At 49.8% G+C, this 19,279-nt stretch carries 15 protein-coding genes and 2 pseudogenes; 4 read left to right on the top strand and 13 right to left on the bottom strand.

Annotated features, from left to right (window positions below; genetic code table 11):
* Positions 1-343: 343 nt before the first annotated feature.
* Positions 344-2,953 (top strand): ATP-binding protein, encoded by a 2,610-nt coding sequence (locus LKD37_RS13920; protein ID WP_302929742.1) that lies wholly within the window; start codon positions 344-346, stop codon positions 2,951-2,953.
* On the top strand, positions 2,943-4,049 hold the full coding sequence (locus LKD37_RS13915) for a hypothetical protein (RefSeq protein WP_302929741.1): 1,107 nt from the start codon (positions 2,943-2,945) through the stop codon (positions 4,047-4,049). The genes LKD37_RS13920 and LKD37_RS13915 overlap by 11 nt, the downstream gene beginning before the upstream one ends.
* Before the next feature lie 276 nt (positions 4,050-4,325).
* Here LKD37_RS13915 and LKD37_RS13910 read toward each other — a convergent pair whose 3' ends face one another.
* From LKD37_RS13910 to LKD37_RS17765, 3 genes are read right to left on the bottom strand one after another with little or no spacing between them, the layout of a single operon-like run.
* Positions 4,326-5,357 carry a tyrosine-type recombinase/integrase gene (locus LKD37_RS13910; protein WP_302929740.1) on the bottom strand — a complete coding sequence of 344 codons (1,032 nt, stop codon included), beginning with the start codon at positions 5,355-5,357 and terminating at the stop codon, positions 4,326-4,328.
* Positions 5,347-6,321 carry a tyrosine-type recombinase/integrase gene (locus tag LKD37_RS13905; protein WP_302929739.1) on the bottom strand — a complete coding sequence of 325 codons (975 nt, stop codon included), beginning with the start codon at positions 6,319-6,321 and terminating at the stop codon, positions 5,347-5,349. The genes LKD37_RS13910 and LKD37_RS13905 overlap by 11 nt, the downstream gene beginning before the upstream one ends.
* Positions 6,318-8,078 (bottom strand): tyrosine-type recombinase/integrase, encoded by a 1,761-nt coding sequence (locus LKD37_RS17765; protein ID WP_302929738.1) that lies wholly within the window; start codon positions 8,076-8,078, stop codon positions 6,318-6,320. The genes LKD37_RS13905 and LKD37_RS17765 overlap by 4 nt, the downstream gene beginning before the upstream one ends.
* Before the next feature lie 35 nt (positions 8,079-8,113).
* On the opposite strand from LKD37_RS17765, the gene istA reads away from it, so the two are divergent.
* Both istA and LKD37_RS13890 read left to right on the top strand, forming a co-directional pair.
* Positions 8,114-9,427 (top strand): IS21 family transposase, encoded by a 1,314-nt coding sequence (gene istA, locus LKD37_RS13895; RefSeq protein ID WP_302929737.1) that lies wholly within the window; start codon positions 8,114-8,116, stop codon positions 9,425-9,427.
* Positions 9,424-10,236 carry an ATP-binding protein gene (locus LKD37_RS13890; RefSeq protein ID WP_302929736.1) on the top strand — a complete coding sequence of 271 codons (813 nt, stop codon included), beginning with the start codon at positions 9,424-9,426 and terminating at the stop codon, positions 10,234-10,236. The genes istA and LKD37_RS13890 overlap by 4 nt, the downstream gene beginning before the upstream one ends.
* Before the next feature lie 118 nt (positions 10,237-10,354).
* On the opposite strand, the gene LKD37_RS13885 is transcribed toward LKD37_RS13890, so the two are convergent.
* The 10 genes and pseudogenes from LKD37_RS13885 to LKD37_RS13840 form a co-directional block, all read right to left on the bottom strand.
* Positions 10,355-10,639 carry a hypothetical protein gene (locus LKD37_RS13885; RefSeq protein ID WP_302929735.1) on the bottom strand — a complete coding sequence of 95 codons (285 nt, stop codon included), beginning with the start codon at positions 10,637-10,639 and terminating at the stop codon, positions 10,355-10,357.
* Between the two features lie 124 nt (positions 10,640-10,763).
* Positions 10,764-11,669, bottom strand: a pseudogene (locus LKD37_RS13880) (ArdC-like ssDNA-binding domain-containing protein); the annotation flags it as partial.
* A gap of 81 nt (positions 11,670-11,750) precedes the next feature.
* Positions 11,751-12,053, bottom strand: coding sequence for an immunoglobulin (locus tag LKD37_RS13875; RefSeq protein ID WP_302929734.1), 303 nt, complete (start codon positions 12,051-12,053; stop codon positions 11,751-11,753).
* Complete coding sequence (locus LKD37_RS13870; protein WP_302929733.1) at positions 12,050-12,391, bottom strand: hypothetical protein; 342 nt, start codon at positions 12,389-12,391, stop codon at positions 12,050-12,052. Before LKD37_RS13870 ends, LKD37_RS13875 begins: the two co-directional genes overlap by 4 nt.
* Positions 12,372-14,486 (bottom strand): type IA DNA topoisomerase, encoded by a 2,115-nt coding sequence (locus LKD37_RS13865; RefSeq protein WP_302929732.1) that lies wholly within the window; start codon positions 14,484-14,486, stop codon positions 12,372-12,374. Before LKD37_RS13865 ends, LKD37_RS13870 begins: the two co-directional genes overlap by 20 nt.
* A 12-nt stretch (positions 14,487-14,498) precedes the next feature.
* Positions 14,499-16,163 (bottom strand): DUF4366 domain-containing protein, encoded by a 1,665-nt coding sequence (locus LKD37_RS13860; RefSeq protein WP_302929731.1) that lies wholly within the window; start codon positions 16,161-16,163, stop codon positions 14,499-14,501.
* Complete coding sequence (locus LKD37_RS13855; RefSeq protein WP_302929730.1) at positions 16,144-16,398, bottom strand: DUF4315 family protein; 255 nt, start codon at positions 16,396-16,398, stop codon at positions 16,144-16,146. Before LKD37_RS13855 ends, LKD37_RS13860 begins: the two co-directional genes overlap by 20 nt.
* Before the next feature lie 9 nt (positions 16,399-16,407).
* On the bottom strand, positions 16,408-18,147 hold the full coding sequence (locus LKD37_RS13850; protein ID WP_302929729.1) for a C40 family peptidase: 1,740 nt from the start codon (positions 18,145-18,147) through the stop codon (positions 16,408-16,410).
* A 36-nt stretch (positions 18,148-18,183) separates the two neighbouring features.
* A complete protein-coding gene (locus LKD37_RS13845) occupies positions 18,184-18,921 on the bottom strand; it encodes a BRO family protein (RefSeq protein WP_302929728.1) in 738 nt (245 codons plus the stop codon).
* A 25-nt stretch (positions 18,922-18,946) separates the two neighbouring features.
* Positions 18,947-19,210 (bottom strand): annotated as a pseudogene (locus tag LKD37_RS13840) (VirB4-like conjugal transfer ATPase, CD1110 family); the annotation flags it as partial.
* Positions 19,211-19,279: the final 69 nt, after the last annotated feature.

Below are 19,279 nucleotides of genomic sequence, written 5' to 3'. Positions count from 1 at the left end.
GCTTTCAGCTCCGGCAGCTCCTTGCCCTTTGACCAGGTGGCGATATAGCCGAAGCTGTTCTCGCCGGTCTCAATGCCAAAATAGGCACAGACGGCGTAGGAAATGCTCTCTGCTTCAAATGCTGAAATTTGCATTTGAAGCATTATGCCCATAATACAATAATGCTCATTTGTTAGTTTCCCTTTCATAATTTCACATTCTCTGTTGAAAAGATGCACATTATCAGGTATAATGCATTTTAAGGATAGTTGCTCTACTTGCCTACTCAGAAAAAATGTCTATGAGGGATAGCTCCTTTATGGTGTGCAGGTTGTTAAGACGATACAGAAAGGATGGAAATATTATGAGTGAAACAAGAACAATTACTATGAAAACGAACTTTGAAGGACTTATTCGTTTGCTAGCAGATGGTCTCTATAGCACTTCAGATATTTTTGTCCGAGAATTAATTCAAAATGGACATGACAGCATTGTTCGCCGCGAGGCTTTAAAGGAATCTTTTTACCAAGGGGAGATTTCTATTACCTATGACAGTTCAGAAAAAAGCATTACTTTTGCGGATAACGGAATTGGAATGGACGAATCTGATATTGAAAACTTCTTATCTGTTATTGGTTCTACAGGTACTGGTATCTCCAAAGGGGAACTAGAAGATATGTTTTCCGAGGAACTGATTGGCCAGTTTGGAATTGGGATGCTGTCCTCTTTTCTTGTGGCAAGCAAAGTTTGCGTTCAAACCCATAAAGTCAACTCAGATACTGCATATCAGTGGGTTAATTATGGTTCAACTGAGTGTGAGCTTTCTTTGATAGACAGAAAAGAGGTCGGCACCGCTGTCACGGTATTTGTGCGCCCGGATTTTACCTATTTACTGGATCGGCAAAAGCTGGAAGAAATCATCCGCCGCTATTGTGACTTTATTTCAGTTCCTGTCAAAATAAATGGCACTGGCCCTGTTAATGCAATTTTCGCTCCTTGGGATAAGGAATATCAAACTGCGGAGCAGGAAATGGATACCTACAGCACATTTGTCAATCGGCGTTTCCCTGACATGTCTATGGATGTATTCCCAATCAACATTAACAAACAGGTAGAGGGTAAGGACTATCGGGCACAGGGAGTTCTGTATATTTCCAATCAGCATTTGGCTGGCCTGAATTCTACTGGTACGCTGGACATCTTTGTACGGAAAATGCTTGTTAAGGAAGGAGATACCTCTTTACTTCCTACCTGGGCAAAATTTGTGCGCGGCGTTGTGGATAGCCCTGACTTGAGTCCCACTGCCGGACGTGACAACATCAACCAGGAGAACACAGCATTCAAAGTTATCCAGGCTGAATTAGGTGTAAAGATTATTGAACGGTTGGAATACCTTGCAGAAAACCGTCTGGATAAGTTTTCCTATATTAACCAATGGCATCATGACCATCTGAAGGGTATGGCCATGGTTAATGAAGACTTTTTTAGCCAGGTTGCAGATCTTTTGCTTTTTGAGACAAACCAGGGAGATGTATCACTGCAACGGTATATCCCCATGAACCCTTTGATAGAAGGCAGAAACCCTATCTACTACTTTTCCCATTATGACAGTGCGGCACAGTATTATCGTATGGCAAACGAAAAGGGTCTCGTTGTCATCAATGCAGGACGCAATTATGATGAAGAGCTTCTGGAAAAATACGGGGAGCACCATCCGGAAGTTACACTGGAAAAACTCAATGTATTGGACAAAGGGATCTTTTTTGATGAGCTTTCAGCAGAAGAGCGGCTGCAATTCCGGCGTTTGGAAGAACGGATGAGTTACCACCTTAACCATGACCTAGGATTAAATATCGTGCTTAACACGAAGCTTTATGCCCCGAAAGCTGTTCCAGCTGTCATTATTGAAACAGAAGTCTCCAAGACAGACAGGGAATTGCAGGATCTCCTGAACACGCCCTCTTTGCGCATGAATTTTGGCGATGCGTTCCGTAGCATACAGGAACGTATTCATAACCGGCCTGTGCAGCTGGCTTTGAATGGACGGAATACCCTTATCCAGCTTCTTTCAAAAGCAAATCTGGATTCCGTCGTAACTTCTACGGTGATGACGTTGCTTTACAATAATGCCTTGATTTATTCTCACCGGCTGGACGAACGCAACATGAGTATTGTGCATGACAATGTTGCCCAGATCATGACGATGCTTATAGAAACGCAACATGAGAACCTCGACTTACGCGATGAACTCTTGAAACTGCGAAAAGATATGCAAGTGAAAAACGCCAGCAATATAGTTAACGGCAGTAAACATATCCTTATGTTTATGATCACGCCTTTTGCCGACGAGTACAGATCCGTAGAGTTAGCTGTCCGCCGGGTCTTTGAACAGGCTCCGTTTTGTTTTGAGGTCTGCCTGGCCAGGGATAAATACAATGCAGACACTTTAGTAGAGAACGTTAAATCACATATCGCCGCTGCACAGTGTTTTATAGCGGAAATCAGTGATTTGAACCCCAACGTTATGATGGAAGTTGGCGGAATTTTAATGAGCGGGGATAAACGACCGGTTTTCGCACTCTGGGATACACATTCCACGCTAAGAAAACCCGCTGACTTTGGGGACCGGCTCACCTTTTCTTACAGCGGCAGGTCTAGTTCACCAGACGAATTAGTAAACGAGATTACCAGCCATCTAATTGAAGGAGGCCGGATTAAGAATGCCCGTATTGAAGAGCTTATACGCCGTCGGAAAGAACTCTATCTGTCACATACACTGCTATCAGGCCTGACGGAGATACACTTGAATGATTCCCAGAGAGCCAGCATCTGCAATAAGTTTAAGACAGTTGATAGCTATGTGTCCGCAAAGGAGGACGTGCTTTCTACTCTTGGCGTCAACATGCACATTTTACTAGGACTCCAGGACGAGCTGAAAAAAGTAATGGAGGAGTGCCGCCGATATGAGGGGTGATGCAGAACGATGGAAGCGGTTGGATGAAGCGGAGGTGCGAAGGCAGAAACAAAAGAATATAGATGAATTGAATAATGACGGATATCAATTATATTGTCAATGCCGTTATGGACAGGCCGCAGCTCTTTTTTCTCAGGCAGCATCATTGGCAAGGCAGAAAGGAGATTTGTCAGCGCAATGTATGAATTTCTATTGGGAAGGCAGCTGCTATAGACGAGATAATCAATTAAAAAAGTCTTTGTCCTGTTTTTTTAAGGCAGAGCAGCTTAATGGCCTGGATGCTACCACCCAGTTCTACAATCTTATAGACTTGTTTGAGGTTGCCATGAATTTACATTTGCCACGGGCAGAAATCCAATCTATGTTAGATAAGCTTGGCCCTTATAAGGACTCGCAGCAGATTGGCGGCTCCAAGAGCATGGTACTGGAATCTGAATATTCTTTCCTTTCTTCCTGTGGTAAAGATGCAGAAGCGCTGGCAAAAGCCCAGGAGGCATTTGCCTCCCAGATAGATAAGTCACCCAGCTATGATGACAGTGTTTATTTCGAAGATTTAGTGACAGCTTATCGCCTAAATGGGCAGATTCCTGACGCATGGACTGTCCTGCGCCGCTGGCGTAGAGAAGGAAGCACTAAATTCGCTAATACAAAGCGCAATCAGCTTATGGCAGAACTTAGACTATATTATTATGAGGATAAGCTTGATGATGCATGGGACACACTTCAACGCATCAAGGCGGAAGAACAATACCTGGGCAGGGCAGGGATGTATGTTGGCACATTGGAATGGGAGATTCTAATTGGAATAAAGACAAAGCGTATGGAACAGGTTAAACCTGCACTGGGCATTTTTTTCAAGAAATACCGCAATTCAGAAGACCTCGCTGACCGCTATATGTGCTATAAAGCGTTTGCCCGTTACTGCTGTGCTTCTTGCCGTATTGTACCCCCGGAAAACCGTGAGCGGATGGAACGACACGCAGAGTTCTGGCTGAAAAAAGCCGAGCAAATGGCAGGGCATTTAGATGGACTGATGCAAGTTGCCTGGCGAACAGAACAGATTAAAAAAATCCGGGAAGGCTTTGAAAAAATATAAGTCGATTTTTGCCCGCTCAGTTATAAAAAGGCGCACAAGGCATTAAAATAATTCTATTCAGGAAATGTCGCGTTATTGTAAAACTGCCCATCTATTGCAAGCCAATCCGGTACTAAAAATTTGTGTGATTAAATAGTTTCCATTGCTATCCCAGCCATGAATAAGAAAAAATGGGCAATGCCTCCCCAATGTAAAGCAGGATAGAATTCCGGAGCGCTGATGGCCGCATTCCGGAATTCTATGGGAATCCTGATAACAACATAGATTGCATTATGGTTATCTCAGCCCGCAAAGCCGGGCCATCTCTTCTTCACTGTCAACCCATAACGGTTCTTCATCACTAGCCGGGGTTGGCACAGATTCAAGGGCTTTGCGGAGCTGTTCCACGGATGGCTTGGCATAATAATTTCTTGTGGTGTCCGTTCTTGCATGTCCAAGTACAGTGGACACCAGTTCAATAGCCACCCCTTCCTGGTACAGATTCGTTGCACGAGTCCTGCGGAACATATGTGGATGGACAGATTGGGGGATGTCAAGGCCTAAGTTTCTCGCTTGGGCAGCATATTTCTTGATTAACCGCTGTACATTCCCAGGAGACATCCTGCCTGTCACGCCTTTTATGGTCGTAAAAAACAGATAGTCATCTTTGGCTGATGCACGGTGGAATACCCGGATATACTCACGCAGATGGGAGGAAGACTGTTCCGAGAGCTGTATTGTACGTTCCTTGTTCCCCTTACCGGTTATAAAGATACTGGGATATGGGGTATCTAAGGCAATATCACAAAGGCGTATCCCCAGGAGCTCGCTGATTCTGGCAGCAGTATCATACAGAAGCACGAGAATAGCCCGGTCACGCACCCCTGTTTTAGTACAGGGAGGGGCTGCAAGGATTGCAGACAATGCCTGTTCACTAAGGATTTCCTTTTCCTTCTGAATTTTCTTGCAGGGTGTTATTTGCGACACTGCCAGGGCAACCGATTGTACAGAGATGTCTGTATCTGCCACGTATTTCAGGTAGGAACGGATTGCCGCAACCCGCACATTGATTGTTGATGGCTGGCTCCCGGTGCGAAGCAACTGCTCTCGGAAGTTATAAATGCACTCCTTGGTACAGTCCGAGAATTGGAAGTCCGCAATGGATCTTCCCAGTTCTCTAACCAGATAATTCTTAAATATGGTCAGGGAATCCCTGTATGACTCCACCGTTGCCGGGCTTCGCCCTGACTGCCCGATGAGGAATTCATTAAGGAAAGGCCAGGTCTTCGAAAAAAACAGATTCTTATCAGGAGATTTTCTAGTCCTCATACGGCACCACCTCCGGGATTATACGTCTTGACAGGCTATCCTTTTTTCGGATGACGTCAAAGGCCTTGTCTGCCAAATGATAATAATAGTAGGTTTCCTCTGGGCCCTTATGCCCAAGATAGCGGCTGAGATATGGAAGCATCTCATTTGTGTCAATCCCTTGGAGCATCCAATTGTTAAGCCTCTCTACCACGAATGCATGCCGGAGACAATGCGGAGTTGGATGTCTGTCCAGGGACTTTGAGATCGGAAGCTTGCTCCAATAACGTTTAAAACATTGCTCCACACCGGAACTGGATATAGGCTTTTCGGGATTCCAGCCGGGAAACATCCATTCACACAACGGGTAAACAGACTTCTGCTCTTTCATATACTCCATAAGGGTTACGGTTCCATCTGCCGGTAGGTATACAAGGCGGCTTTTATCTCCTTTGGAACTCAAAACAGTCAAAATGCCTCTTTCCAGGTCAACATCGCATCGTCTAAGAAAGCGAGCTTCTGAAAGGCGCAATCCACAGCAGAAATACAGCAAGAACATAATCCTGCATTCTTTTTCCAGCCGGCGTACTATGCTGTGGCTCCAATATTCCTGCGCATCCATTTCCTGGAACAATGCGGCCACCTCATCCTTTGAGGGGATATAGAGTGCGGGTTTGTATTCTTTCCAGAAGAAGCAGTCTGGTACATAGGCATCCTTCCCAAGAGAGAGTATATACAGGCTCAACTGTCTCAATGCAGAAATCCGCCTGTTATGGTAGCCATTTCCTTCAAAAGGCCGGGCTGAGGACCATCTGGCGGCAAAGTCATAGGTAATTGTTCTGGCATCAGGAAAATATTCCATACAAAAGTTATCAAGTTGCCTGAAAAGTTGCTCCTCCGAAATGTAGGCAAAGCCGTCTGCACGTTTTTGAGTTATGAGTCCTAGAATATAAGATTTAAGCCCACTTTTATATATATATGTCATAGTCCTATTACGCCTCCAAAAGGCAACGGGCAGAGGCGCATGCCGCCCTCATCCCTTTCAAGATATACTTCCGATGTCTCCTTACGTGCATGCCCCAGGGCGTCAGCAATATCATAGATGCTGTTGTGGGCAGTGAGCAACCGGGTAGCAAATGTTTTCCGTGTGATATGGAATCCCTGTCCATATGGCAGTTCATAACCACAAACAGACAGAATGCGTTGCAACGCATTCCTTGTAGCTGAATTTGATGTTAGATTGACGTAGGGTGCCAGGTGATGGATAAATACATAGCCGTTTCCATCCTCTCCAGATTTGGGCCTGCCACGAAAGATATACTTATAAACCGAGTTGCCAACATCATTTGGAACAGGAAGTGTAATAGCTTTCCTGGTTTTCTTCTGAATGAAAGAAAGGGTTTTTTGTTTCCAGTTAAAATCACTAATCTGCAAGGAAAGTATATCCGAAGAACGTATGCCCATGCGGAGTCCAAGCATCACGATTGCTATATCTCGGAATTCAAGAGGCGATGATGCGCTTTCCCGGAATCTGTAGATCCCTGCAACCATTTCATCATTGAGGACAGTTACAATGCTGCGGCGTGGCGCACTGCTTGAAGAAACTGCATAAACTAATTTTTGAGAAATAAGCCCTTCGCCAGCCATAAAAGACAACAGCTGGCGGACTTTTATACTATAAGCATTTTTGCTTTCCGGCGTAGCATGTTCATCTTTTACATGGAATTCTTTGATGGTTTCAGAAGTTATGGCATCAGAAGATTGTACCCCTGTAATTTTGAGGTAGTTAAAGAAACGGTAGCCGGATGCCCTGCACATGGCGAGCGTTTTTTCTGTCATTCCATCATGGCGTCGGCTTTCTATAAATCTGTTTAAAATCGATAGGCTCCATTCTGGCAGGGTATTACTTGAACATATACGAGGAATGACCCTCATCTCCACCGTGCTTCCCTGTAGATAACGTGTAAACATTACAATTGTATGGTACCGGCGCTCTTTTAAGCTGTCATCCGGGAGACAGTCCCTCCACACTGTTACAGTTTCATCGGAATGATCAACATGGTTAAACTCCAAGAATATAAAATACCATAGGAGATCATGCGAATAAAGCCTCTTGGATGATGCTTTATACTGCCATTTTCCAAGAGCCTCCAGATATCCGTCAGCCATTTTTTCGAGTTTCATGCTTGGATGAATCACACTGCCTGCATAAGGGAGTTTCATTGTTTTGGTAATGGTGTCTGCATTCCCATTACGTAAGACCATGCGATAGCAGCGCGGAACATCCCCACGTTCTGCCAGATAATTCATCAACGTTGTAACTGCAGATGTTTGATGCTGCCTTTGGGCCAGAGTTGGTTGTTTGCTTACTACTTTTTCCCAAAACCCAATCACATGATCGACCACTATTTGGGAAGAATCAGTGATGCCTGTTTCTATGGCGTGCTTGAAAAATTCCCTGTACACTACCAAATAACGTTCATATGCATGCTGCCCCAAAGATACGGTTGGGGCAGTTTTCATTTCTTCAAGTAGATTTGTAAAACCGATAGATAACCCGCTTTTGCAATAGAAACAGTTAACAGACCTGCAAAAGGGGATGTTGATTTCACCTTTTAGCAGATAGTGTTCTAATCTGAATGTTCGGGCCGGGCGGAGATAGCCACTGCGGGCCGGAAAAAATAAGCCAAATGTAGCCGGAAATAAAAAGCCACTACCACAGTTCTTGCAAACCTTGTACACTGGAAAGTGCCAACAGCCCAGTGGAAAGGAGCGTAATGAAAGAGACAAGTGGTAATGGCTATGTACCGATTATAGCACAGGCCATAGAAGAAATGAAAGCAGCACAGGGAGATTCCTTCTCTCTGGAGCAAATCAACTTAGCCGAGCTTGAACGCCGTACCGGCATCTCCCGTGGAAAGCTGCGCCGGCTCAAAAAGAACGGCTTTCGGGATAGCCGCCGAAGCGATGAGGTCAGAAAACACAAGATCACCAAGCTCACCGGCTATAGCGGAATCATTGACACGCTGTTAAAGCAGGGTGTCGGCAACTCCACAGTCATCCTGAAGCGTCTGCAGGAGTCTGGCTTCGATGGTAAGCTGACCATTGTAAAGGACTACATCGCTGCCCATAAGTATCTTCTTCCTGCCAAGCGGCAGCAGGCTGCACCGCAGGGCAACCGGGGTCGCCGTTATTCCACAGATCCCGGTGAGACTTACCAGATGGACTGGGGCTTTACCGATGTGCTGGACTACAATGGACAGACCTACCGCGTAGCTTGCTTCGCTATGATCTGCCACCATTGCGGAGAGCGCTATATTGAGTTCTTTCCCAATGCCAAGCAGGAAAACCTCTTTATAGGAATGATCCACGCATTTCAGTACATGGGCATCCCTCGGTATGTGTTGACAGACAACATGAAAAGCGTTGTCCTCCGCCGTGATCTGAATGGCCATCCTGTGTGGCAGAAGGATTATGAGGCGTTTATGCGGACAGTAGGATTTGACACCAAGCTCTGCAAACCTTATCAACCCTTTACAAAGGGGAAAGTAGAACGCCTTGTGCGATTCGTGAAGGAGAATTTCCTTGCTGACCGGGTATTCTACAATGTAACAGATCTCAACCGGCAGGCACTGGAGTGGTGTCACGCGCAGAACAACATCTACCACCGCGTCGTAGACGGTATGCCACAGCAGTTACATGACGCGGCTTGCAGTAAAGTACTGCGTGAGTTGCCAGACAGCAAGGAGATTCAATTCTTTCTTTGCCCAGAGCGTAGGATCTCTTTTGACGGCTTTGTCAACTATGAGGGACGGCGTTTCGGTGTGCCGTACAGTTATCCCGGGCGCATGGCCCGCATTATGCGCAGCGGCGACACGATCTGCATCTACTCAACGGACCTGAATGCGCTGCTTGCCACTCACGATGTCACATGGAGTCGCCGTGACAGCTTCTGCGAGGGGCAATACGAAGCCCAGCCGGAAGAGCAGCCCACCGTTCCGGTGAAAACACAGATCCGGCAGCTGCCAAAGCCTGCCGGCAGCCTTTCCTTTGCAAAGTTTGACTTTGATGACGAGGAGGGATTACTGTGACGGAAACGGTATTTGAAAAGTTCGCAACAGCAGCTGCCACGCTGAAGTTGGACTTCTCTTCTGAGGAATTTGCGCTTTATGCAGAGGAGCATGAACTGTCCGAAACTGAGATGGCAGCCGTGGAGCGTGTGTTCACCTATCTCAGCGAGAAGAAGCAGCAGACCACAGTGCACACCTTGCTCAGGCTCAGCCGTTTACCCACAAAGGCACCCAGAACATTTGAAAACTTCGATTTCTCATTGCTGAAGGGTCGTGATGTGGAGTGTCTAAAGGCACTGCCATCCCTCAGTGCCATCCATTCACACAGAAATCTGGCATTTATTGGCCCTGCCGGAACGGGTAAGACCCATCTGGCACAGGCCTTTGGCTACGCCTGCTGCCAGCATGGTATGAAGACCTATTTCATTAAAGCCTCGGAATTACGGGACAGATTCCTCGCAGCCAAGCGTAGTGGTAAGGCGGACTCCTGTCTCAACGCTCTGGTGCGTCCAAGCTGTCTTATTATTGATGAGATTGGGCGCTGCGAGTTCGACAAGGAATGTACCCGTATGTTCTTTGATCTGATTGACCGCCGCTACAACAAGGAAGGCAACTTCAACATGATTTTCACCAGCAACAGAAATCCGGCGCTGTGGCGCGAGGATTTCAACGAGGACGCCACCTTGCTCTGCGCATTGGACCGCATCTTTGATGATGCTACGGTGTTCAAGCTGCGCGGCGAAAGCTTCCGTGGGAAGAAATTGGAGACGATCTCCCTGCAGACCGGCAAGGTAAAAGCCGTTGAGCCCGCGGCGGAAATGAAAGAATAATTCAAGTGCCATACTGGGCTGTTGGCTGTACATTTTAAACCCAGTTCGCTTGTTTAGGTGAAACCAAAATGGCAGGAAACTGAATGCATCCTCAAAAGGATTGGCTCACCGTTCCGGCTTAAATTGGCTGTTTTTTTCCCGACCCAAATTGGCTGTGCACTCCCGGCGCTAACATGAATAAGGCATTTCTATAGCTGATATATGTGTCATAACATAGATTGAACTTTCGATTCTCATTCCAATCAACAGCAGCTTCCATTGAAAAGGGAATATCATTTAATTCCAAATAACGCTGTAACATATGGTAGCAAGATTCATGTGAATGAATTTTACTCAGAGAACTGCCTTGCTGCTTGAGATGAAATAATATAGCAGCGACAGCATCTTGATAGTTTGCTTGCATCAGGGCGAACTCCTTTTTTGGGGGGCTTCAAAAATTAAACCAAACAGAATTATACCCAGTAATGCTTAGATTATAGCATAGAAAGTGAGGTTTTATAAAATTAATGATAAAAATAAGCATTATAAAAATATGAGCATAAGGCCTGTACTTCCTCGGTGTTGCGGGAGAGTGCTGCGGTCTTTACAGCACTCAAGTCTTCTTCAACTTCCAAACGCCATTCAAACCGGTTTTCATCCAGGTAGTGCCAGTTTTCCGCTTCGGCAAAATGCTTTGCTTCTGCCTCGGTTTTGAAGCCGGAGCTGAAATCGTGTTTCGTGCCACCTTCACTGACCATAACTACTTTCCAACTGGGTGTCAGCTCATTGGCCTCTTTGGAGTGACTGTGCAGAAGGGAGTGTGCAATTTCGTGGATTGCCGCGCATACCGTCTGCACCTCACTCATGCCGGCGTGGACGGCGATGCGCTGATTTTCATCATCGTAATAGCCGTCCATGCCGGTCATATTCTCCATGAAGACCGGCACCGGCGCACTGCGCTTCACTGCCTCCATGAAGACCTCATAATTCTGCACATTGCCGGTAAGATCGGCGGCAAGCTGCGGGAGAGGCTTGCCCTCTGTCTGGCTCACATCAAAAACCGTGACCGGCTTGTACATCGGAATCTTGATTTCTTTCTCTTCCATGATGGCCTTACCGTCAGTATCCAGCATGGGGAGCTTGGTGTCCGGGTCGAGCTTTGCTTCTTCGATTTTCTTTTTGTACGGCGTCGGGGCAATGATCTTGATGCCTTTTTCGCCTTTCAGCACATTGCGCCCAAACTGATCTCGCCATTTATTGAAACCGGCAACGACGGTGGCATCCGGCTTCTGCATATAGATGAGCATCGTGTTGTTGACGCTGTACTTGTGGAACCGGCTCATGGTGCGGAGATACTGCCTGTATTTCTCACTCTGAAACAGCTCCTGAATTCCTTTTTCAATGTTGTCGGTGATCTCTTTGAGCCTGTCCTTATTGGACTGCTTTTCTGCCATATTCGCTCCTTTCCGGGACTTATATCCCTGCATATGGTCCGCCCCTGCGGGGACATGGGAATCCTCGCAGGGGCATGAAGCTTATTCGGATTTTGGGGTGGTGCCCCTGACCGGAGGCTTGTACCCGGCCTGCTTGGCACGCTCACTGGCGGCACGGCGGCGCTCTTCACTGTACGGCTCCCGGATGGAGATGCAGTTTTTCGGCACGATGAAGCAGGCAGAGCCGGAGCGTCCCTTGCTGTCCGGGTAGATTTTGTCCGGCTGCCGCCGATGCAGCTCCTTGAGCCGCGCTTTGAGCTTTTTATCGAAGGTGTACACGCTGGCGGTATCATCCGCATCCGAGAACAGGATGATGGTCTCACGCTCCGAAGGCTCCAGTCTCATCGATCTGCCTCCAGCATAGAAGCGGCAAATCTGCGGCAGATTCTGTGAAAAAGACGGCTGGCCGACGAAGCAAGGGTCATTTCAAAGGCAGTCGCAATCTCCAGATATTTGCACACTTTCGTGGGCACAAATCCTTTATGGGGATTGAAACTCAGGCGCATCCCCAAAACCGTCCGATCCCGATACCCCAGCTTCTCAAAGACGGACATAACGGTTTCGCACAGGTGCTCGATGGTGTCGCAATGTGCGCTGAAAGCGGGAGCGTTCTCGCCCTGCATGGTGAGAATTGCCGACAGGATCAGGTACGCCGCACGCATTTTATGAATACTGTTTTCCATTTGCTTTCCCTCTTTCAAATTCCAGCCGGTAGGCTGTCTTCGTGCCGTCGTCTTCCAGAACGATATAAGCGTCATAGGTCTTGCCGGTTTTCTCCGAGAAGATACCGCTGGCATACGTTTTTCCATCTTTCAGCAGCGCCTCCGCCATTTTCTTTGTCAGGTTGATCTTCTTCGCGGCAAGAAAACGGTTATCCCTCCAAAGGCCAAAATGGCAGTCATTCCGCTCACAGAAATAGCCCTTTTTGCTCTCTGTAACATCACTGCCGCAGCGCGGGCATTTTCCGACGACCGTTCTTCCGGACGGAAACAGCACGTCGGCTCCCAGTACTGTTTTATAGGTCTTGACCAGCTCACAGACCATATCGCGGATGCCTTGCATAAAGGTTTCCGGGGATTCTTCGCCGCGCTCGATCTCCTTGAGCCGGTGTTCCCACTCAGCGGTCATCAGAGGCGATTGAAGCTGTTCCGGGAGCACGGTAATCAGGGAGATACCGGCGTGGGTCGGAATCAGGCTTACCGTCTTTTTGCTCTTTTTGCGTTCCACAAAGCCGGTGGCCACCAGCTTTTCCAGAATGGCCGCGCGAGTGGCAGGCGTCCCAAGCCCCTTGCGTTCAGCATCTTCGGGCATTTCCTTTGCACCGGCAACCTCCATCGCAGAAAGCAGCGTATCCTCGGTATAGTGTTTGGGCGGCGTCGTCTTGCCCTCTTTGACGGCGGCAGAATGAACCGTAAAGGTCTGCCCTTCATCCACGGGCGGCAGTGCCTTTGCCGCATCCGAAGATTCATTCTCACCCTTGCCGGAGTGATATGCTTCCGTCAGCGCCCGCCAGCCGGGACTTGTGACCGTGCGGCCTTTTGTGCTGAAGCTGTGTCCGGCACATTCCAGCGTTACCGCCGTTTCCGTGTATTCATGGGGCTGCGCGACGGCGCAGAGCAAGCGCAAGGCAGCCAATTCCAGAACAGCACGTTCTCCGGTAGGCAGTCCGGTGAGCGCGGTTTCTTTGAAATTGGCGGTGGGAATGACCGCATGGTGATCGGAGACCTTTTTATCATTGATGACCTGCGCGGTGTTTACAGGAATCGGGACGTCGCCCACCTTCGGCATTGCCGCAGCTACATTGTTTACGAGTACAGGCAAACCGTCTGCCATGTCCGAGGTCAGATACCGGCTGTCGGTGCGGGGGTAGGTGCAGAGCTTCTTTTCATAAAGGCTCTGGAGGTAGTCCAGCGTCTGCTGGGCGGTAAAGCCAAGAATCCGGTTGGCGTCGCGCTGCAAGGTGGTGAGGTCGTAAAGGGCAGGCGGCTTTTCAGCTTTGTCCTTGCGCTCGACCGCCTTTACCACTGCCATCTGACTGCCGCAGGCTTTCTGCAAGGATTCGGCCTCCGGCTTATTCTTCATGCGTTCGCTGCCAGCATCAAACCCCGGAAGCCCCAGCGTAACTGTATAGAACGGCTCCGGCTTGAAAGCGTCGATTTCCGCTTCCCGCTGCACGATCAACGCCAGCGTGGGAGACACCACACGCCCAACATTCAGCGTGCGGTGATAAAGAACGGAGAAAAGCCGCGTGGAGTTAATGCCTACCAGCCAGTCGGCCTTGCTGCGGCAGAGCGCCGACGCATAGAGATTGTCGTATGCGCTGCCGTCTTTGAGCGTTTCGAAGCCCTTGCGGATCGCCGTATCTTCCATAGACGAAATCCACAGGCGCTTCATGGGCTTGTCGCATTTGTTGAGCATATAGACCGTGCGGAAGATGGATTCGCCCTCGCGCCCGGCATCGCAGGCATTGACGACCTCGCTCACGTCCTCCCGGTGCATGAGCGTGTTGAGCAGGGCAAGCTGCTTGGCTTTGTCTCTGGCAACGGAATACTGCCAGCTCTCCGGCAGGATGGGCAGATCGTTGTAGCGCCATTTGGCGTACTTTTCATCGTAGGTAGCGGCTTCGGCCAGTTCGGCCAGGTGCCCAAAACACCAGGACACGATATAGCCGCTGCCCATAAAATAGCCGTCCTTGCGCTCATTGGCACCAAGAACGGCGGCGATGGATTTTCCAACAGAGGGCTTCTCCGAAATTACCAACTTGTACGCTTTTTTCATAATCATTACCTCTTATTCTTCATCCTGCGCCGCATCTGCACTCTCGCCTTCATCCGGCTCCGTCTCGTATTCCTCGCCGTTGTCCTCTTCACCGTAGTCGTAATCATCCAGATCGACCGGCCCCTTGGCATCCGGCTTTTTCTTGCGGAATTTGAACCAATAGAGCGCGAAGCCACCGCCCAGAAGCAGCAGGAGCAGGAGCGCCACAGCGCCCCCACTGGATTTCTTTTCAGGTTCCGGCTCAATCTCCGGCTCCGACGTGGTGTCCGGTACTTTTTCCACGACCTTCTCCTTGCCGGTACACTCTGTCATGTTCGTTTTGCAGACCTCGCAGGAGGTATTGACGGCTCCGGCCTCGCACTTCGTCGTGCAGGAGCAGACCGGCGTCTGCTTGTCGCCCTCCACCAAAGCCAGCAGGTCGGCCTCATCCACAAGATTCAGGAAATAGGTCTCGTAACGCTCTCCGTCCTCGTCCAGCGGCTTATCGTAGTCGATCACCAGATAGAAGGTCTCGCCGTTGCGGGTCTCAACGGTAATAAACTGCTTGTTGCTGTATTTGTCGTAAAGCAGATCGCGCGTGACGGAATTGCCGTTCTGCGTAAAGCCGGTGCCGTCCTCTTTCGTGATGGGTTCCGTGGTGGGAGCCGGAGCCTCGGAAGATGCCGGGGTCTGTGCAGACGAGCCTGCATTTTTACTGCCGCCACTTACAGAGGATGCACCGCCGCTGCTGCCCCCGAATGAGCTGCCGGAGCTGCTGCCGGACGTATTATTCTTGCGGCAGTCGCAGTCTGTGGGGCAATGCTCGTCGTGCTCATCATCGCCGGTGTCCGGCGTGGGTGTGGGCGTCGGTTCCAGTTCTTCTTCGTAGAACGGATTGGCAAGTACAACATAGTCCGTCCAGTTCCCGGCATTGTCCAGCGCGTCGATGTAGAGATAGGCGTTGTCCGTCAGGTTATCAATGCGGACGTTCAGCTCACCATTTTCGAGGGTCGTGTATAACTCGTCATTGACGAAGACCGCAGCAATGCCGGAAAGCGCATCGCTGGCTTCCACGCGCAGGAGTGTACCGTTGATACCAGCTCGAATCACCGGTGCTTCAAAGTCCATGCAGTACACGTCCAGAAACAGCTCATGCTCGACGCCCAGCGGATCGGTGACAAAGAAATACACGGTGCCATTATCCGGCATCGTGCGCTCCCAATATCCGTATTCATTCCATTCTTCCGTTACATCAAAGCGTTCAGCGTCATCCTCATTACTGAACGCAGCCTCGATTTTGACCCAGCCGGTATTGTTTTTATCAATCAGGCGAACGGTGATCGTAACCGGCGCATTGTGCCAGCCAGTCGGGATTTCCGCGTCCAGCTCATAATCCGGTTCCAGCGCAGGGGCGTCCGTGGTTTCCGGTGGGATAGAGGGTTCTTCCGGCTCTGGCGTGGGTTCCGGCGTTTCCTCTGCACCGGGAGTCTCGGCAGGAGGTTCTTCTGTGGGTTCGGGTTCTACCTCCAATTCTGTCTCCACAATTTCAAGGGTGCTGTCAGGCGCGGCATCGGACACGTCTGTCCCTTCTTCCGCAAGCGCCATGCCGGTCATGGTGAAAAACACCAGCACAAGGCTGAGCATCAGCGCAATCATGCGGAACATACGCGGGGTTTTCTTAGTTTTCTTCAGATGCATTTTCCATATCCTCCTTCTGTGTGCTGCAAAACGGCGAACCGCCCTTTTTGATATGCATGAGGTACTGCGCCAGCTCTTCCATGGTCATGCCGGTGGCGCGGGCAAGGCCGACAATATCCTCATTTTCCAGCTTGATAATGTCTTCGTCGATCTCGCGGTTACGGGACTGGAGCATGGCGATTTTACCGTCATTCTTTACCCGTTCCGCTTTGAGTTTGCTGATTTTCGGGTTCATAGTTCCTCCTTATGGTGATGGCAAACGGCCAAATTGATAGAAATGCTGCTGCCAGTAAGATGAAGTAATGTCGCTGTACTGAATGGGGTCGCCGCAGTGCAGCATGGTATTATTTCCCACATAAATACCGACGTGGGATGCGCCAGTGGTGTCATACGTTCCCTGGAAAAAGATCAGGTCTCCGGGCCTTGCGTTTGCTGGGGAAACATAGGCGCATATCTGCCGCAGCCCCTCCGCGCCCAGACGGCCAAAGCTCCAGCCGAGGCCGCAGTTGTTGTAGACGTATGAAACGAAGCCGGAACAGTCAAAGGATGTAGACGGTGAGCTGCCGCCCCAGACGTAGGGGAACCCAAGATACTTTTCCGCTTCCTTGATGATGGCGGCGAACTGTTCGTCCTCCAATGCTTCCGGTGGAATCTCATACTTTGGATACTCACTTCCATAATACCTGCCGACATAGGAAGAGCTGCCGAAGAGGTCAGGCCGGTTGCCCAGCGTGCCCATGTACATGGCATAGAGGGAAAGCTGCTCCTGCGACATGATGTAGACCGGAACATGACTGAGGTTGAAGTTTTCCAGCTTTACGGTGCAGATGTAATAGGTGTACGGTACCTCTACCTCGTATTCGTATTCCTCCGTGACCCAATCCTCCAACTCGTAGTCATAATAGGTGTAGCTGCCGGTTCTGATCTCCATGCGGTATCTGGTTTCCGTCTCCACGGTCTCCGTAAGGATGTACTGTTTTTCAAAGAGCATATCCAGAATCCCGCCGACCTCGCTGATCGTCCATTCTCTGCCCATCAGCGCGGTGATTGCAGAAATCAGAACATACGGGTCGTGTTCGATATCGTCCAGTTCATAGCGGTATTCATCGTAATCATGCTCGGCTTCGTAGTTGTCCAGCCTCGCCTGTAATTCTGCCTCCATAGCGCAATATTGCGCCTCAGCCGCCAGCATGTCCTCGTCCAGAGACGGATAGGTGGAAGCGGCAATGGAAGAGCTTGCGCCCTGGAACATCAGGGAACAGGAGGAAAACAGGTTGGTGAACAACAGGAAAACCGCTGCAATCAGGCCGACAATAAGGAATCCTTTCTTGTGCTTGGCAACAAACTCTCCGACTTTCTTTCCGGCCTCTGCACTTTTCTCTGCCGCCTTTTTTGTAATCTCCGACGCCTTGACTGTATTTGCTGTACCGCGTCCGGCCTTTGCGGCAGCGTACTCCCGCTTGATCGCGCGTTTTTGCTGCCAACGGGAATACGGATTGGAGGAAAAGCCCTCGTTTTGCTGGGCAAACTCCTGATTCAGCGCCTTAACGTTGGCCTTGTCCGCTTTTTTCTCTGCCCGGTGTGCCTTACGGTAGGGCTTGAGTTCATGGGCGCGGTGGATGTTACGCCCCACTTGATATGCGCTCTCGGCATCTTCCGTCAGCGTATTGGCGGCGTCCACACCGGCGTTGTCGCCGTCATTGCTCTGCCGCACTTCTCGGTGAACACCGTGCAGCACGGCATCGCCGGAAACCTTCGCCGCGTGGCTGAGCTTGGAGGGCGGCTTCTTTTCCTCAAAAGAAAGGCGTGTCGTGATCTTCCCATCGGAATCCACAACACGCTGTTTTACCTCTTTCTTTGGAATCTTTGCCTCAGCCTTTTCCAGCTTCTTGATCTTCTTGTCTGCTTTTTGAATGGCAGGCGCAAGCTCCGGGGAAGCACGCTCTTCCTCGGTGAATTGCAGCCTTGGTGCGCGTTTTGCCATAAAACATCACCTCACTCTCATGGAAATTGGATTCTTTTATGCGATCTCACCCAGCATGGAAAGAAACAGCGCCTTGCCCTTGGGCGTCACCAGCGTGTACACGCCCTGATGCCCGTTGACCGCGATGTAGTCTTTTACGAAGAACAGGCCGTCGTCTGCCGCCTTGGCGTAGGGCATGAGACTGCCGGAAGGGGCGCGGTAAAGGTAGCGCTTGCGGATAAGGAAAGCGGTGAACATCTTTTCCGGCACCTTCAACTCCTTTGCCGTGGCGCGGATATTGGTGCAGCTTTCCGGGTGGATGAACGCATCGTAGTAATCCGCCTTGGGCTTGGCGCGGTCAAGCTCCTGCCGCAGCCGCTCGTTTTTCTGCTGTTCTTCCAGCATCCGGCGTGCAAACTCATAGATCAGGTTGGGATTCTCCAATACCTGCTCCAGCAGAGATTTCGTCATATACCCGCCATGCTTGCGTATCGCCGGAATGACCTCATGGGTAATCCAGCGCTTGAACGCCTTTGCCTCCGGCTTGCGGGAACTCAGCACAAGCGTGTAAAGACCGGGTTCGTTTACGATGGTAACTTCCTGTTTTCCTCCAAGGGTGTCGGTTAAAACTACCCCCTTTTCATCGTCGTCAATACGAGTAAGCGCATCGCGGCTGTTTGCTATTTGCAATGCTTTGCACACATCGACTGCCACAAACCACGGTTCGCCGTCGATGGTAATCGTTCGGATTTTGCCAAAGGCCGCGTTTTCAAAAGTCATCAGTTTGCTGTCCATATTTCCGTTGTCCTCCTTGCTGCGGTCAGGAAGATACTTCCTGCGGCTTTGTCGTGAGTACCCGATACAGCTCCGTGTCCTTTGGAAAGCGATCTACAAAGGGCAGGATGATATTCCCGTAAAACAAAAGACCCTCACCTTCACCGGAGTGGGTGACATACGAGAGCTGGTGCGGGGAGATATTGAGCTGCTTTGCAAGAATCTGCCGGTCTCCGCTGGCCTGATTGAGCATATAGATATAATCCGAGTTTTCGAAGATATTCTCCACTTCTCTGGAAGAGAGCAGGTCGTAGGGTAGGGTAAAGGCGCCTTGCCGCCGTTGGCGGTAGGTTTCCTACACCCTCCCTCGGAACCGGAC

It is taken from the genome of Brotocaccenecus cirricatena (assembly GCF_020687045.1).
Lineage (GTDB): Bacteria > Bacillota > Clostridia > Oscillospirales > Oscillospiraceae > Vescimonas > Vescimonas cirricatena.
Note: the sequence above shows the minus strand (reverse complement) of the source record. Positions and strands in the feature narration are given on the sequence as shown.